Source organism: Gemmobacter megaterium (assembly GCF_900156815.1).
Taxonomy (GTDB): Bacteria; Pseudomonadota; Alphaproteobacteria; order Rhodobacterales; family Rhodobacteraceae; genus Wagnerdoeblera; species Wagnerdoeblera megaterium.
Window position 1 is genome coordinate 1 of the sequence record NZ_FTOT01000008.1, and the last position, 13,750, is coordinate 13,750.

At 63.8% G+C, this 13,750-nt stretch carries 17 protein-coding genes; 6 read left to right on the forward strand and 11 right to left on the reverse strand.

The features are described 5' to 3' along the window. Together BW970_RS16305 and BW970_RS16310 are read left to right on the forward strand one after the other, a co-directional pair. Positions 1 to 733: AAA family ATPase (locus BW970_RS16305; RefSeq protein WP_234978503.1), on the forward strand; the 733-nt coding region annotated here is incomplete at its 5' end. Beyond that, positions 733 to 1,665 (forward strand): hypothetical protein, encoded by a 933-nt coding sequence (locus BW970_RS16310; RefSeq protein WP_076533431.1) that lies wholly within the window; start codon positions 733 to 735, stop codon positions 1,663 to 1,665. The genes BW970_RS16305 and BW970_RS16310, both read left to right, overlap by 1 nt. Before the next feature lie 407 nt (positions 1,666 to 2,072). Here the strand turns inward: BW970_RS16310 and BW970_RS16315 are convergent, their stop codons facing one another. The 8 genes from BW970_RS16315 to BW970_RS16355 form a co-directional block, all read right to left on the reverse strand. After that, on the reverse strand, positions 2,073 to 2,456 hold the full coding sequence (locus BW970_RS16315; protein ID WP_327078260.1) for a hypothetical protein: 384 nt from the start codon (positions 2,454 to 2,456) through the stop codon (positions 2,073 to 2,075). A 44-nt stretch (positions 2,457 to 2,500) separates the two neighbouring features. Beyond that, a complete protein-coding gene (locus tag BW970_RS16320) occupies positions 2,501 to 3,217 on the reverse strand; it encodes an ATP-binding cassette domain-containing protein (RefSeq protein ID WP_076533436.1) in 717 nt (238 codons plus the stop codon). A 2-nt stretch (positions 3,218 to 3,219) separates the two neighbouring features. Next, entirely contained in the window at positions 3,220 to 4,392 is a 1,173-nt protein-coding gene (locus tag BW970_RS16325; protein ID WP_076533438.1) for an FtsX-like permease family protein, read from the reverse strand. Then, positions 4,389 to 5,609 (reverse strand): HlyD family efflux transporter periplasmic adaptor subunit, encoded by a 1,221-nt coding sequence (locus tag BW970_RS16330; RefSeq protein WP_076533440.1) that lies wholly within the window; start codon positions 5,607 to 5,609, stop codon positions 4,389 to 4,391. Before BW970_RS16330 ends, BW970_RS16325 begins: the two co-directional genes overlap by 4 nt. Before the next feature lie 168 nt (positions 5,610 to 5,777). Continuing rightward, positions 5,778 to 6,155 (reverse strand): cupin domain-containing protein, encoded by a 378-nt coding sequence (locus tag BW970_RS16335; protein ID WP_076533443.1) that lies wholly within the window; start codon positions 6,153 to 6,155, stop codon positions 5,778 to 5,780. After that, positions 6,148 to 6,402, reverse strand: coding sequence for a rhodanese-like domain-containing protein (locus tag BW970_RS16340; RefSeq protein WP_076533445.1), 255 nt, complete (start codon positions 6,400 to 6,402; stop codon positions 6,148 to 6,150). Before BW970_RS16340 ends, BW970_RS16335 begins: the two co-directional genes overlap by 8 nt. 313 nt (positions 6,403 to 6,715) lie before the next feature. After that, on the reverse strand, positions 6,716 to 7,219 hold the full coding sequence (locus tag BW970_RS16350; protein ID WP_076533448.1) for a cytochrome b: 504 nt from the start codon (positions 7,217 to 7,219) through the stop codon (positions 6,716 to 6,718). A 63-nt stretch (positions 7,220 to 7,282) separates the two neighbouring features. Continuing rightward, positions 7,283 to 7,810, reverse strand: coding sequence for an EF-hand domain-containing protein (locus BW970_RS16355; protein ID WP_076533450.1), 528 nt, complete (start codon positions 7,808 to 7,810; stop codon positions 7,283 to 7,285). A 173-nt stretch (positions 7,811 to 7,983) separates the two neighbouring features. Between BW970_RS16355 and BW970_RS16360 the strand changes: the two genes are divergently transcribed. Continuing rightward, the gene (locus BW970_RS16360; RefSeq protein WP_076533452.1) at positions 7,984 to 8,715 is read left to right on the forward strand and encodes a response regulator; all 732 of its coding nucleotides are present in this window, start codon (positions 7,984 to 7,986) and stop codon (positions 8,713 to 8,715) included. Continuing rightward, entirely contained in the window at positions 8,715 to 10,085 is a 1,371-nt protein-coding gene (locus BW970_RS16365) for an ATP-binding protein (RefSeq protein WP_076533455.1), read from the forward strand. The genes BW970_RS16360 and BW970_RS16365 overlap by 1 nt, the downstream gene beginning before the upstream one ends. On the opposite strand, the gene BW970_RS16370 is transcribed toward BW970_RS16365, so the two are convergent. Further along, positions 10,074 to 11,393 carry an MFS transporter gene (locus tag BW970_RS16370; RefSeq protein ID WP_076533456.1) on the reverse strand — a complete coding sequence of 440 codons (1,320 nt, stop codon included), beginning with the start codon at positions 11,391 to 11,393 and terminating at the stop codon, positions 10,074 to 10,076. The genes BW970_RS16365 and BW970_RS16370 overlap by 12 nt on opposite strands. Before the next feature lie 8 nt (positions 11,394 to 11,401). Beyond that, positions 11,402 to 11,662, reverse strand: coding sequence for a metal-sensing transcriptional repressor (locus BW970_RS16375; protein WP_076533458.1), 261 nt, complete (start codon positions 11,660 to 11,662; stop codon positions 11,402 to 11,404). Between the two features lie 378 nt (positions 11,663 to 12,040). Here BW970_RS16375 and BW970_RS16380 point away from each other — a divergent pair, with 378 nt between their 5' ends. Further along, complete coding sequence (locus BW970_RS16380) at positions 12,041 to 12,724, forward strand: UPF0149 family protein (RefSeq protein ID WP_076533460.1); 684 nt, start codon at positions 12,041 to 12,043, stop codon at positions 12,722 to 12,724. 51 nt (positions 12,725 to 12,775) lie between these two features. Here the strand turns inward: BW970_RS16380 and BW970_RS16385 are convergent, their stop codons facing one another. After that, the gene (locus tag BW970_RS16385) at positions 12,776 to 13,285 is read right to left on the reverse strand and encodes an HNH endonuclease (protein WP_200799305.1); all 510 of its coding nucleotides are present in this window, start codon (positions 13,283 to 13,285) and stop codon (positions 12,776 to 12,778) included. A 253-nt stretch (positions 13,286 to 13,538) separates the two neighbouring features. Here BW970_RS16385 and BW970_RS16390 point away from each other — a divergent pair, with 253 nt between their 5' ends. Next, positions 13,539 to 13,718: a hypothetical protein gene (locus tag BW970_RS16390; protein ID WP_144038979.1), complete on the forward strand. Its 180-nt coding sequence runs from the start codon at positions 13,539 to 13,541 to the stop codon at positions 13,716 to 13,718. Positions 13,719 to 13,750: the final 32 nt, after the last annotated feature.

A 13,750-nucleotide genomic window follows, 5' to 3' on the forward strand; every position in this document is an offset into this window, starting at 1 on the left:
TAGTCGCCATCGCGAAACTCCCGCACCCATCTCCGTAAGGCGCGAAATCTCAGGTCCGAGGAACCGGGGGAAGGTGGGAGCCAGCCGCCGCTTACGGCTCTCTGGCGAGGAGCGGCTGAGAACGACTTACAGGCTGGAGCGGGTGGAGTTCAAAGAAATCCCGGTTCCCAGCGCCATGCACCAGATGTTCGAGCGGGGTATCAACGAGGACGATATCGGCGAGTTGCAGGAGCTCTACTTGAGCCTCGGCACGCGGACGGAGATCGCCCTGCGGGACTTCGAAAAGGGCATCCTGGTTGCACCGGGTGACGTCGGCGTCGGCATCTCGCAGATGGTCCCGGTGATCGTCGCCTCATTGCGTAAGCAGGACGGCGTTCTCGGGATTGAGCAGCCTGAGCTTCATGTTCATCCCGCCATCCAGGTCGGCATGGGCGATCTGTTCATCAAGGCTGCGAATGGCGACCAGGACAGACTTTCGTCTGGAAAGACTTTGATCATCGAGACGCACAGCGAGCATATCATGCTGCGTCTTCTTCGCCGTGTGCGGGAGCAGACCGAGGGTGAGGTGCCGCCCGGGATGCTCGGACTGACGCCGGATGATCTCTCGGTAATCTACGTCGAGGCTTCGGTCGAGGGCGTCCGCTTCCGGCCACTCCGCGTGAGCTCAGACGGTGATTTCGTAGACCGATGGCCGCATGGCTTCTTCGCAGAACGGGCCGAGGAACTGTTCTGATGCTGTCGGAATACGCGGTAGATCCAGCAGCCATCGGCGCGGACTGGCGAACCTTCAAGGACCTGATAGACCGCTTTGGAGCGGACCGGGGGCGGCTGATTTCACGCCTTCCAGTCAAGTGGGAGAAAAAGGTCATCCAGGCAGCGAGAGACGCCGGTGTTCCAGACGTTCGCATGACCGACATCGTCGAACGGTTGCGCAACTCGAAGCACAAAGTCGTCGATTTCAATCGCACATATGACCACGAGGCGGACTGGTTAGACAACGCCCTGCGCGAACATGCCAATCGACCCTTCAAGGCGATCGTATGCGACGCTGGCAGGACGGCCTGCGCCGAGGCCATGCAGCCAGACGATTGCTCAGATGGGCATCCGCTCTTTGGAGCAGTGACCAGTTGTGACGTCATCAGGACGGCAGATGAAATTGCCGGCGCCCTTTACACCATTACTGCGGTGTCCAAGGAGGTCGATATCGTCGACCCGTTTTTCGACCTTCGGCCAACGGAGGGCAATTATCTCGCTCCACTGGCCTGCCTGCTTGCTCGGCTTGCCGGTGGTTTTGGTTCGTCCAAGGCGATCAGAATCCACTTCCGTGATCACAATTCTCGTCCCCCGCCTGCGCTCCTCGCCCGAGACGGAGCCGCTCAAGTTAAAGGACTGCTACCACCCGGCTATTGTTTGGAGCTCTATGCATGGTCGCAGATACGAGGAGGTGAAGACTTCCACGACCGCTTCGTTCTGACAGACCTTGGCGGGATCATGATCGGCGCAGGCTTATCGGCGGATGGTCCCACGGAGTCCGCTGCATTCACCCTGCTGAATTTCGAACACTCTCAGGGGATCCGGAGGCGGTTTGCAGACGGATCAACGGCTTATGCTCGTGCTGGATCGGCCGTCCGCATTCTTGACGACGGCAGCACCGAAATCTTTTGATGGCGGCAGTTCGATTTCTGTTCCATCTCGCGAACGCCACTCACGTCGAAGTGCTTAGTTGATGCTCTAAACAATCCTTGTATTTTCAGATACTTGCCGGAAATTCACCAAACTGGCGCAGTCAACAGGTCCGGAGAATATCGGCCTTGAGAGACCGCTTCCGGGCCTCCTGGCAGCAGGGGCAGTGCTGAGGCCCTCCCGCATAACCCTCGAAAACAACGAGAAAATCCGGCCGGAGCCGGATCGGGAGAACGCTTTCGCGAGGGCAAGTGGCGGAGGAGATGGGCCTGAAAGACAACCTTCTCCACCTTAAGCCATTGTTTTCATTGAATTCCAAGACTCATCCATTGACGCTACATCCGTCTGCTTCCACGTCGACACCACGACATTGAAATCTCGCGATGCCGTCAGCGGAGAGCGTCATCCTCCCGATCACCGGCTTTGCCTGACGCAATGTACCGAGCCGCTACCGCAGCGATAGCGACCCAGACAACCAAGCGAAGGCTCATCGCACCGACCGTGCGCATCTCGAACGCTGCCCCCTGGAAGACGTACAGGCCGAAGAGAGCGAACACCGCTGCGATCGTCACCGCCAGACCAATGGAGAACATGACCGCCCAACGGCGACCCATGGCGATTCCGATTCCTGCGAGCACGTAGACGAACCCCGACAGGAAATTGAACCACAGGACGAAGGGGACCGCATCTCCCGCGGCGGCCGCAGCGGCGGGGCCACCGAACAGCGCGCTGCCGCCGGATACGATAGTCAGTAGGCCAAAGATGACGGCCACGCCGGCCGCGACCCTCAGCGGCCATCTGACAGATGAATTTGTAGTCATGTTTCCAGTCCTTTTCCTGTTCGGTCTTCGTCGCCGACGAGACGGCCGTCCTCCAGCGTCAGGATGCGGTCCGCGCGATCGAGGATGCGATTGTCATGCGTGACCATCATGGTCGTTGTGCCGCGCGCCCGCCCCAGTTGCTTCAGGAGGTCGACGACCTTGGCAGCCGTTTCCCAGTCAAGAGCTGCCGTGGGTTCGTCCGCCAGAACGACATCGGGGTTGCCGACGAGGGCCCGGCCGATCGCCACACGTTGCTTCTGTCCGCCCGACAGGTTCGCGGGGAGGTAGTCCAGCCGGTCAGAAAGCCCGAGAAGGGTCAGGACATGGGCGGCGGCCTTGTCCGACGCTTCCCGGTCGAGGTGTCCCTTCACCTGCAGGCCCATCAGCACGTTCTGGTGCGCGGTCAGGCTTTCGTGGAGGTTGTGGGCTTGGAAGATGAACCCGAGGCGACGCCGTAGCCGGACGTTTTGCGCGGTCGTCGCATCGCGCAGTTCCTGACCCAGCAGGAGAACGGACCCATCCTGGATTTCTCGTAGGCAACCCAGCAGGGTCAGAAGCGTGGTTTTGCCCGACCCTGAGGGGCCGACCATCACGATGAAACTGCCGCGCCTTATCCGCAGATCGATATCGAATAACGCCTGTTTGCGCGCCTCGCCGGATCCGAACCAGTGGTTCAGGGCGCTGGCTTGAATCGAGAAATCCTCGCCTGGCATCTTCAAAACAGGTCCGCAGGGTCGGCCGCGGCCAGCCGCCGGGTCGCGATCATCCCCGACAAGGCCGAAAACACGACGGTACCGATGAAGACGGTGAGCGCCATCCCGAACGAGATGAACAACGGCAAGGTCGTCACCTTGGCCATCAGCGTCAGAATGCCCCAACCGGCGATGACGCCGGGGATGAAGCCGAGCACGCCGAGGATGACCGCCTCCTCGACAACGACGCCAAGGAAGAAGCCCTGTGCGTAGCCCATGGCCTTGAAGGTCGCGTATTCCCGCAGATGATCGGCGACATCGGCGGAAAGGACCTGGAAGACGATCACGATCCCCACGAGGACGCCGATCAGCACGCCGAAACCGAAGATGACGCCAGTGGGCCGCTGGGTCTGCTGAAAGCGCACCTCCTCGTCCATCGCATCTGCATAGCTGCGGATGCGCAGCGTCGGGTCGGCAATCAGCTCCTTCAGACGCGCCGCCACCGCGTCGGGCTGTGCTCCGGGCCGGAGGCGCAAGAGGATGTGATCCGGGGCGCCGGAACTGCGGGCCGGAAACAGCGACAGAAATGTCTGATCGGATACAAGCAGGTATCCGTCTCCACCGAAGCCCCCACCCCCTGCGAAGGTGTCGTAGGCCGTCAGGGTCCTTCCTTGCGACTCAAAGGAAAGCGGCGTCTGCAACCGGATCGCCGCCGCTTCCTCCTGCGTGAGCCCACGGGCAAGCCGGTCCAATATTGCTGCGTCCCGAACCTGCAGCACGTCGATGTCGGCTGCGATTTCGGGCGCAAGGAAATCGGCGCGGAAGGGGTCGATGCCGAAGGTCGTCAGGCTTATGTCGGTCTCGCCCCGGTCCCAGGGCACCATCGCCACGAACAGTCCCATGCCGTCCACGACGTCCGGGTCGGCAAGGGCCTGGAGCATCCATTGCCGCGCGACGTTTCCGCCGTCGACCAGCGTGTTCGCGTCGGCGGCGGAGATCAGGATGTCACCCTGGAAGAATTGATAGGGGCGCAGCGTCGAGACGCCCATCGAGCTCATGAGCCCAAGCTGGACGAAGACAAGAACGTTGGCAAAGGCCACGCCTGACAGCGCGGCGGCGAAGCGCCCGCGCTGGTGGACAAGTTGCAGCCAGCCTATGGGCAATCGGCCCAACAGTCGCGCGAGAAAGCGGGTCATTGCGCGCCCCTGCCACCCGCGCCAGTGTCGATCCGGGCGATAACTTCCAAATTGGTGAAGCGTGAGGCGATTTCCGATGACTCTGCGTCAAGCCCGACCACGACCCTGATCACCCGGGCATCGGTATTCGCGGCAACGTCATCCGACATCAGCCCTTGCCGTCCGACCGTCAGGCCGATGGTCTCGACGGTTCCGTGCAGGGTGCGCCCGATGGCGCCGGCAACAAGCTCGACCGGTTGGCCCGGCTGAACGGCGGCGATCCGGTCCTGATAGATTTCAACTTCGACCGTCATTTCGCTGATATCGCCCATCTCCATGACGCCCTCGGAGGGGGGGCGCTGTCCGGGAGTGGCATGGATGTCGAGGATCGTTCCTGCGATCGGGGCGACGACGATGCCGCGGGCCAGATCGAGCTCCACCCGCGCGAGTTCGGCCTCAGCCGCCTCCAGATTGCGGGCCGCGACCACGACATCGGGCTGGTCGTCGATCTCCGCGGATGAAAACCGGGCAAGCGTAGCTTCTGCGCGCGTGATCGCAAGTGCCGCCTCCTGGGCTGCGGTGCGGGCCGCGTCGAGTGTGACGCTTGTCGAAATGCCGCGCTCGACCAGCTCCTCGGTGCGCTCGAGGGTCGATTGCGCTTCGCGGTATGTGCCACGGGCCTGGTCCAGGGTGGCTTGCGCCTCGTCCCTGCTGGCCTGCACGGCGCTGCGGGTCTGCAAAAGGGTCGCCTGTCGCACCGCGAGATTGGCCTGCGCCAGGAACACGGCGCTTTCCAACGCCGCCCGGTTGTCGAGATACGCAATTGGTGCTCCGCGCTCCACACGATCCCCGACGGCGACAAGGATCTCCGCGACCCGCGCATCGCTCGCGCCGTAAGGTGCGGCCACGACGGCCACATCGCCCCGCGGCATCACGCGCGCCAGACCCACGACATCGGTGGGCAGCATGGTTTCGGCCATTTCCCGTGGCAGCTCGACACCGGGGGGCAACGCAATCGGCGCGCCCGACCCTCCGCCTGGTTGCAGACCCGTCAGTTCATAGAATTTTTGCAAGGCGGGCGGCTGGAAATAGAGACCGATGACCGCACCAGTGAACATGAAGATCGGGATCAGCAGCACCAGAAGGTAACGCTTACGAAATCGACTGCCTTTGCGTGGAAGATCCTCGGTCGGTGCATCGACAAGCAGTGGCAATTCGGTTTCGGCAGGGCGTGTCATTCGATCGGGCCTTTATTGGGAGCCGAAGCGCCACGAGAACTTGAAAACAGATGGCTCTAAGGCCGGCTCTCCACCCCAGCACTTCTTTTGATATGCTGGGGTGCCTGACAGCAGTAACAGCTCGTTCCTGTTAAGGGTGAGCTCGCGCCATGCCTGTCCTACGCTGGATCAGTCATCCGCGTCAGCCTCCGCCTTGGTGGCATGTTCGGTGCCAGGTTCATGCTCGGGCGGGCTATAGGTGGTGAAGAGCTTCAGCATACCCGATCCGGTGTTGCAAAAATTGTGGAAGACTCCTGACGGCACAATGCTGACGTCGCCGTCGGAGACCTCGCTTTCGGTCTCGCCGATCTTCGCAAGGCCGCTACCGGCGACAAAGTAGAGCAATTGGTCGTGCCCCTCATGCACCTCGCCGCCGATCTCCCCACCTTCGGGGATGGCCATCAGCACAAGCTGCGTCTTCTCGCCGGTCCAAAGGACCTTGCGGAATTCGTCATTCTTGCGCGCGAGATCGACGATAGGCAGCGATTGATTTTTTGTCTCAGGCATGGTTCGAATTCCCTCTGTTCAAACTTGGATCATACACCCAGCGCAGCCCGTAGTCTTTGAGCCAGATCAGCCTCGGAATCTTCTTGGGTGTTCTGTCGGTAGGGATTTCACCCACCCGAGCTTCGAGTGCAGCCAGCGGAATATGCACGGCGCCCGTCACTTGGGCGGCCGCGTAGTCATCGGCGTCGCGGACGTCGATCAGGTGAAAGCGATCCGGGTCGGCCGCGAGGGCGGCAAGCGTCAACATCAGAGCCGTCAGAACACCAGGATGTTGATTTCCACGAGGAACTGACACCTGATCGGAATGACGCCCTCGGGCTGGAGCATGGGGACTGAAGATTTGATACGCTGAACGGGCCTTGCTCGGAGAAGGCTCATGACGTCACGAAGTCCCTACCGTCGACATTCGAAACCATTCAAGCTGCAGTTCTGCCAAGACATCCGGGCGGGCGTCATCGGTCGACGTGTCGGTGGCAATCAGGTGGCGTTTCATGAGTGTGTTCCCTAGTTTTCCCGGTGTGGGGTGGCCCGATCCGGTGGCTCCGCATCGGGCGATCAGATCAGGCAGCGGGACGGATCATCCGCCGCATCACGTTGTTCTTCAGGACGAGCCGGTGGAACGGCACCGCGAGCACGTGCAGCACGATCAGGGCCAGCAGCACGACCTTGAGCACGTTGTGCGCCTGTGCGGCGGGTGTCACGTCAGCGAACCAGGCCAGCGAGCCGGTAACGGCCATCGCCGCGAGCACCGCGTAGAAGGCCCAGTGCGCGATGTGACTCAGGGTTTTCAGCGGCGCGGGCTCGTTTTCGGGGGTCGCAGGCACACCGCGGGTCAGGCGCAGCACGAGGCGCCAGACGACGAAGGCGAGGATCAAGGCGCCGCCCGCCACATGGGCGAGGATCAGCGGGTCGAAGGCATAGGTCTCGCCCGCGCGGGTCGCATCCCAAGCGCCGGAGATGGCGTCCTTGAAGATGTACTGCCCGGCGACGAGCACGGCGACGGCCCAGTGCAGGGCGATCTGGGTGGCGGAATATCCTTGTGGAGCGGTGGTCGTGGCGGTCATGGCTCAGGTCCCTCGTCGTGCGCAGCGGGCCGGCGCCGTTGCGACGCCGACCGCACGCTCTTGTCATTGCTGTTCGGTATCGGCGCCGTGCATGCGCTGCATGCGGGCCATCATCTGCGCCGGAAACGCCATCTCCTCGGCGCTGATTTCGCCGTCATCGTTGGCATCGAGCATGGTAAAGGGCCGCGCGGCCATGCCGCGGGTGACCTCAGCAAAGAGGGCTGCGAACTCGTCCGAGGACAGCGCGCCATTCCCGTCAGCATCGTGCTCGGTGTGCAGCGCGGCGATGCCTGCCTCAAGTTCGGCGGCGGTCACCGTGCCGTCCTCATCGGCGTCGAAGGACTGGTAGACCGGGTTGTCGACCATGCCGGTCATGCCCATCGGTCCATGTCCTCCGCGCTGCATCATCATGCCGGGGCCGCGGCCGTCCTGCATGAAGCCGGCCTGGTCGCCATGCATCATCTGCATCATCTGTCGCGGGCCCCAACCGTCATGCGGACCCCAGCCACCGGCGATGGCGGGGATGGCGATGGCGCCGATCACGGCGGCGGTGGCGGCTGCGCCGAGGGTCAGGATGGTCTTGCGTTTCATGGGTCACCTCTTCGGGTTTCTCGTTTCGATGAGGCGAAGATGGAGGTCCCTTGTCGCAGAAGAGTGCCAGTCCGACCCCCGAATTGTATCGCTCTGTCGCAAATCCGGCCGGTTGCGACGGATCCGGACAGAATAATCTCCCGAACAGGGTCGCCCCGCGCTATCAAGGACTTATGACCGATCCCGCCCGCGCACCGCATATTCTTGTCGTCGACGATCATCGTGAAATCCGCGATGCGGTGACGCGCTACCTTGAAAAGAACGGCTTGCGCGCGAGCGCCGCCAAAGATGTCCCCGAAATGGACGCGGCGCTTCGCGCGGGCCGCTTCGATCTCGTCGTGCTCGACGTGATGATGCCGGGGGAAGACGGGCTGTCGGCGGCGCGTCGGCTGGCTGCGGCAGGCGGCCCGCCGGTACTAATGCTGAGCGCGCTTGGCGAGGATACCGACCGGATCGTGGGGCTCGAGGTCGGCGCCGACGACTACCTGGTGAAGCCCTTCAACCCTCGCGAGCTTCTGGCGCGAGTGAAGGCGATCCTGCGCCGCTCCGACCGGCCCGAGCCGTTGGCGGGCACGCTTGGCGGGCGCAAGCTCGCCTTCGCGGGATGGGTGCTGGACACCGACACGCGCGCGCTGACGCACGAGGACGGGCGCGAGGTCTCGCTCACCACGGCGGAGTTCAAGCTGCTGACGGCCTTCCTTGAACGGCCGCGCTTCGTGCTATCGCGCGACCAGCTGCTCGACATCACCAGCGGGCGCACGGCGGATGTGTTCGACCGGACCATCGACAATCAGGTGAGCCGCCTGCGCCGCAAGATCGAGGACGACCCGGCGCATCCGCAGATCATCGCGACGATCCGGTCGGGCGGCTACAGCCTCGCCGCCGACGTCCGCGAGGTGACGTGATGCGTCTCGCCCCCCGCAGCCTGCTCGGCCAATTGGCGCTGCTGATCCTCGGGGCCTTTCTCGCCGCACAGGCGATCAGCATCTGGCTCTTCGCCGACGAACGCGGCGCGGCGATCCGGGCGGCGCAGCGGTTCGAGACGGTCGAACGCGCCGAGGCGGTGGCCCGTGCGCTCGACACGGCGCCGGCCGAGAGCCGGGAGAGCATCCTCGCAGCGGTGAACTCCCGCCTCGTCCGCTTCAGCGTGGGGGATGCGCCTTTAGTCGAGACAGGGCGCATGGAGTTGCCGGCGCTCGAAGGCGGCAGCGACATCCGCGCGTCGGAAATCACCGTGTCGCCGCATGATGGACAGCCCGCAGAGCCGCCCGCCGCATTCGCCTGGCTACACGAGCGGATGCGCGCGGCTGGCGTCGCGCCGGTGGAGTTCCGGATATCCATTCCGCTCGTGGGGGGCGATTGGCTCAACGTCCAAGCCCGGTTCCAGAGGCCGGACATCCAGGCGCCGCCCGCGCTCATGGGCGCCACGCTTCTGTCGCTGGCACTCCTGATGGCGGCGCTCTGGTTCGGGCTTGGTCGGATAACCCGTCCGCTCCGGCAGCTTGCCGACGCCGCGGACGGGTTCGGCCTCGATGTGCCTGCGCCGGAGATGCCGAGGCACGGCCCGCGCGAGGTGCGCGCCCTTTCCGACGCACTGGGGCGCATGCATGCGCGCCTTACGGCCGTGATCGCGGATCGCACCCGGATGCTCGCCGCGCTCGGCCACGACCTGCGGTCTCCCATCACGGCGCTGCGGGTCCGCGCGGAGATGGTCGATGATGACGAGACGCGCGAACGGATGGCCGCCACGCTCGACGAGATGCAGGAGATGGTGGACTCGACGCTGGCCTACGCGCGAGGCGTCTCCACCGACCAGCCGATGGAGACATGCGATCTTGCCCTGCTCGTGGGCGAGCTCGCGGACGAACTGTCCGAGACGGGTCCGCAGATCGCGGTGATGTCATCTGAACCGGTCCGGGCCGAAGTCCGCCGCACGGCGGTCCGGCGTGCCCTGCGCAATCTGATGGAGAACGCGCAGCGCTTCGGTAGCGGAGCGCGGGTGTCGGTCACGCAGCTTGGCGATCGCACGGAGATGCTGATCGAGGACGAGGGTCCCGGCATCCCGGAGCACGAGCTGGAGAAGGTCTTTGACCCCTTCACCCGGCTCGAGACGTCGCGCTCGCGTGAGACCGGCGGGATCGGCCTAGGCCTGCCGATCGCGCGGGCCATCCTGCGCGCCCATGGCGGGGACGTGGTCCTGTCGAATCGCGCAGAGGGCGGATTGCGGGCTACGGCTCACCTGCCTCTGGTGCAGGGGCGCCCTTCAGAGCTGTGATGCCCAGCGGGGGTGCTGGTCGTCCACGACGAAGGGATGCGCGTGGCGCCGCGCACCCTTGAGATGGGGGTGGTCGAGCGGAAGGTTGTCATGATTGTGCTCAAGGATCTCGGGGTCCTTCCGCGGCCAGAGGCGAAGGGCCGACAGCGCGCCAACGCCCGCCAGCGCCGCGAGCAGCCCCAATGCGACGACAGGTCCGAACTGCGTCATAAGCCATCCCGAGAGGGGATAGGTCACCAGCCAGCAGGCATGGCTGAGCGCGAACTGGGCGGCGAAGAGCGCAGGGCGATCCTCCGCGTGCGCTGACCGCCGCAGCAGGCGACCGCTTGGGGTCAGGACCGCGGAGTATCCCAAACCCACCAGCAGCCACGCAGTCAGGAGGAAAGGCCAGGTGAGCCCGAGCACGGCGACCACCACGGCGAGGCCAAGAAGCGTCAGCACCATGAGCGCGGCGCCTGCAACCATCACCGGCCGGTCTGGCGCGCGGTCGAGCAGCTTCGGCAGCGCAAGCGCGGCCAGCATCGAGCCCGCACCGAAGGCGAACAGCGTCCAGGCCAGCGCCGATGCGTCCAGCCCCAGGGTGCTGCGCACCAGCACCACCGAGTTGACCAGCACCATCGCCCCCGCCGCTGCGGCGGCGAGGTTCAGTGCCAGCAGTCCGCGCAGGCGCGGTGTCGCGAGGTAGATGCGGATGCCGCGCGTCGTGCGGTCGTAGATGCCGCGCGGCTCGGAGGGTTTTGGGCTGGGTAGAAGCACCGAGACGACCAGCGCCGCGGAGGCCGCAAACCCCACCACCGTTCCAAGAAAGAGGGAATTGTAGCTCACCACCGCCAGCAGCAGCCCGGCCAGCATCGGGCTGACGATGTTCTCGAGGTCATAGGCCAGCCGCGACAGCGAAAGCGCCCGCGTGTAGCGCGCCTCGTCCGGCAGCACGTCCGGGATCGTCGCCTGGAAGGTCGGCGTAAAGGCGGCGGAGGCCGATTGCAGCAGGAAGATCAGGACATAGACCTGCCAGACCTCGGTGACGAACGGCAGGCAGAGCGCAACGCCCGCCCGCACCAGATCCAGTGCGACCAGAAACGCCCGCCGGTTCACCCGGTTCGCGAACGCGCCAGCGATTGGTGCGATGCCCACATAGGCCACCATCTTGATGGTGAAGACCGTGCCCAGCACCATCGCCGCGTTGTCGCCAGCCAGATCGTAGGCCAGAAGCCCCAGCGCGACGGTCGCCAGTCCCGTGCCCAGCAGCGCCACGACCTGCGCGGCGAAGAGATGGCGATAGGTCCGGTCGGCAAGGATTTCCAGCATGGGCGGTCTCACAGGTATCGGGCGATGACCTTCAACTCGGCACGATCCTCGGTCGAGTGCTCGACATCGAGGCAATGATCCATGTGGTCATGGATCAGCGCGCGCTTGGCGTTCACCACGGCTTTCTCGACCGCCTGCAACTGCTGCGCGATCTCCAGACACGGCTTTCCAGCCTCGATCATGTCGATCACGGCACGAAGATGCCCATCGGCGCGCTTCAGCCGGGCGATGAGGGCGGGATGGGTTGCGTGGACATGCGGCTTTGTCATAGAACGACGCTATCCTCCCCCAGGGGATAGAACAAGACGGCGCTGAGAAAGTGCCGCGATCTGACGAGCAGACAGGCAAGTGGAGGACATCATTTCTCTCTTGAGTATCAAGACGTTCAGTCAAGCGCTCCAAGCGTTCGCCGGAGTGCGGCGATGAAGGGCAGAACCTGTGCCGGTACAGGCGTGACCGTGGTGTCGGCAACCAGTTCGTCTGACATCCTTTCTTGATCCTTCCCTTCCGCCTGCATCTACCCCAATTGCGTACTCGATCAGGGGCCAGGCCTTCCTCTGTTGCGAGATTGCGACTGGCGCTCAGCCGCCGGATTGTGGACGTAGCCCGTCACGGCTAAGGATCTTGCGACCATAGAGGGGGGTGTCATGGATCCGGGAGACGAACGGCTCGACCATCTTGCAGACCTGTTGCATGCGCTGGCCGTCGAGAACGAGCCGATGACGGTCAGTGAACTCGACGGCTTCGTGACGGGCATTCTCGCCTGCCCCGAGATGATCCCACCCTCGGATTGGCTCTCCCATGTCTGGGGCGTCAGCGGAAATGCTGGATTCGCCGATCTCGGAACGGCCGAAGAAACGATCGGGGCGGTGATGGCGCATTACAACGATGTTGCCGCCAGGATCACGGCATCGCTGTGGGTCGAGCCCATCTATGAGGTCGATATCAACAGCGACGAGACCCTCTGGGAGCCTTGGGTCGATGGGTTCACCCGGGCGATGGCATTGCGACCGGATGCCTGGAACGCGCTTCTCGATCGCGCAGATGACGAGACCCGCAGCGCTATGATCTTCATCATGGCTCTACAGGACATCTATACAGGCGACAGCAAGTTCACGGAGGAGGAGGTTGACCAGATTGATCTGGAAGCGCCCGATCTGATCCCGAACTGCGTGGCGACCATCCTGCACCAGTCGCGACCCGAACTGTCCCGCCCTGTGCCCGCCAATCTTCCGGACCAGCCTTTCAAGGCTGGCCCGAAGCCCGGCCGAAACGATGCCTGCCCCTGCGGATCGGGGCGCAAATACAAGCAATGCTGCGGCCGGAACTGACCGACCAGGCCGGGCCTCGAGACTGTCAGGTTCTGACAGCCAGCCGTAACCTCACGGCGCCATCTGTGCCGCCAACCAGCGGCCCGCTGCCATACGCCGTTGCACATATGCGCGGTAGGCTTCGGGCGTCTGCGGCTGTTTCCGTCGGTGACGCCTGCTGTTGCAGAACCGGCAGGCGGCAACGATGTTGTCGGCAGTATCCGCACCGCCCTCGGAACGAGGATGCAAATGCTCGGCCGTGCATTGCAGGAGCCTCAGAGATGCCGCCGATCTGCCTCGGGCCTGCACGGCGGGCTTCAGGGCATTCTCCCACATCGCCAGACCACAGTAATAGCAGCAGCCTCCTTGTTCGATCATCTTCTGCCTACGGATATTCTTCAGCGCGTCCATGGCACGGGTCCTTTCATTCGACTTCATGAGAAGCGAATGCGCGCCGTCCGACAGGACGTTCCCCGGCTGGAAGCTGACTGCTCGCGCAAGACCCGATGATTTCGTGGTTCGCGTGCCGGACCGCGACACCTGGAACAAGAAGTTCCAGATCAGAATGGCCTTATGGCTCATCCAAGACAGCCGAGGCTGTCTTCGCAGCATCCCGAAGATTAATAGCCTCCGCGCTACGCGTCAACGGCCGCCAGGCCCGACTACAATCGAGATGCAGCATCGTGGATTGTTTCTGCGCGGATCAAAAACCTGCCGATAAAGACAACTGGCCGGGTGTCGGGGCAAGGCTTAGCTTGGGAAGCGCAAGGGGATGGCCCCGACGTTACATGTGTTTCCGGTTCAACCTGTCTGTGACTTCCCGGTTGGACACCCCTTGCGCGAATATTCTCTGGCCCGTTGGATGATCCGCATCATGCCTTTTCACACGTTCAATTCTTCCCTGCCGCGGTCATCCCGCGCCAGAGCCGAGATCAGGGAAGCGCTCGCCAGCCTTCCCGGAGCGGAGTTGGTTGTGGGCGGCGCGATCCTGTTTGGCCTGTTGATGGCCGGCTGAACGGCGGAGGCACGCCCCGTTCAGCGGGGTGA

What these genes read in the sequence shown, in the direction of transcription:
- BW970_RS16310 (WP_076533431.1), top strand. Translation starts at nt 733, where the DNA reads ATGCTGTCGGAATACGCGGTAGATCCAGCAGCCATCGGCGCGGACTGG.
- BW970_RS16320 (WP_076533436.1), bottom strand. Translation starts at nt 3,217, where the DNA reads ATGCCAGGCGAGGATTTCTCGATTCAAGCCAGCGCCCTGAACCACTGG.
- BW970_RS16325 (WP_076533438.1), bottom strand. Translation starts at nt 4,392, where the DNA reads ATGACCCGCTTTCTCGCGCGACTGTTGGGCCGATTGCCCATAGGCTGG.
- BW970_RS16330 (WP_076533440.1), bottom strand. Translation starts at nt 5,609, where the DNA reads ATGACACGCCCTGCCGAAACCGAATTGCCACTGCTTGTCGATGCACCG.
- BW970_RS16335 (WP_076533443.1), bottom strand. Translation starts at nt 6,155, where the DNA reads ATGCCTGAGACAAAAAATCAATCGCTGCCTATCGTCGATCTCGCGCGC.
- BW970_RS16340 (WP_076533445.1), bottom strand. Translation starts at nt 6,402, where the DNA reads ATGTTGACGCTTGCCGCCCTCGCGGCCGACCCGGATCGCTTTCACCTG.
- BW970_RS16350 (WP_076533448.1), bottom strand. Translation starts at nt 7,219, where the DNA reads ATGACCGCCACGACCACCGCTCCACAAGGATATTCCGCCACCCAGATC.
- BW970_RS16355 (WP_076533450.1), bottom strand. Translation starts at nt 7,810, where the DNA reads ATGAAACGCAAGACCATCCTGACCCTCGGCGCAGCCGCCACCGCCGCC.
- BW970_RS16360 (WP_076533452.1), top strand. Translation starts at nt 7,984, where the DNA reads ATGACCGATCCCGCCCGCGCACCGCATATTCTTGTCGTCGACGATCAT.
- BW970_RS16365 (WP_076533455.1), top strand. Translation starts at nt 8,715, where the DNA reads ATGCGTCTCGCCCCCCGCAGCCTGCTCGGCCAATTGGCGCTGCTGATC.
- BW970_RS16370 (WP_076533456.1), bottom strand. Translation starts at nt 11,393, where the DNA reads ATGCTGGAAATCCTTGCCGACCGGACCTATCGCCATCTCTTCGCCGCG.
- BW970_RS16375 (WP_076533458.1), bottom strand. Translation starts at nt 11,662, where the DNA reads ATGACAAAGCCGCATGTCCACGCAACCCATCCCGCCCTCATCGCCCGG.
- BW970_RS16380 (WP_076533460.1), top strand. Translation starts at nt 12,041, where the DNA reads ATGGATCCGGGAGACGAACGGCTCGACCATCTTGCAGACCTGTTGCAT.
- BW970_RS16385 (WP_200799305.1), bottom strand. Translation starts at nt 13,285, where the DNA reads ATGAGCCATAAGGCCATTCTGATCTGGAACTTCTTGTTCCAGGTGTCG.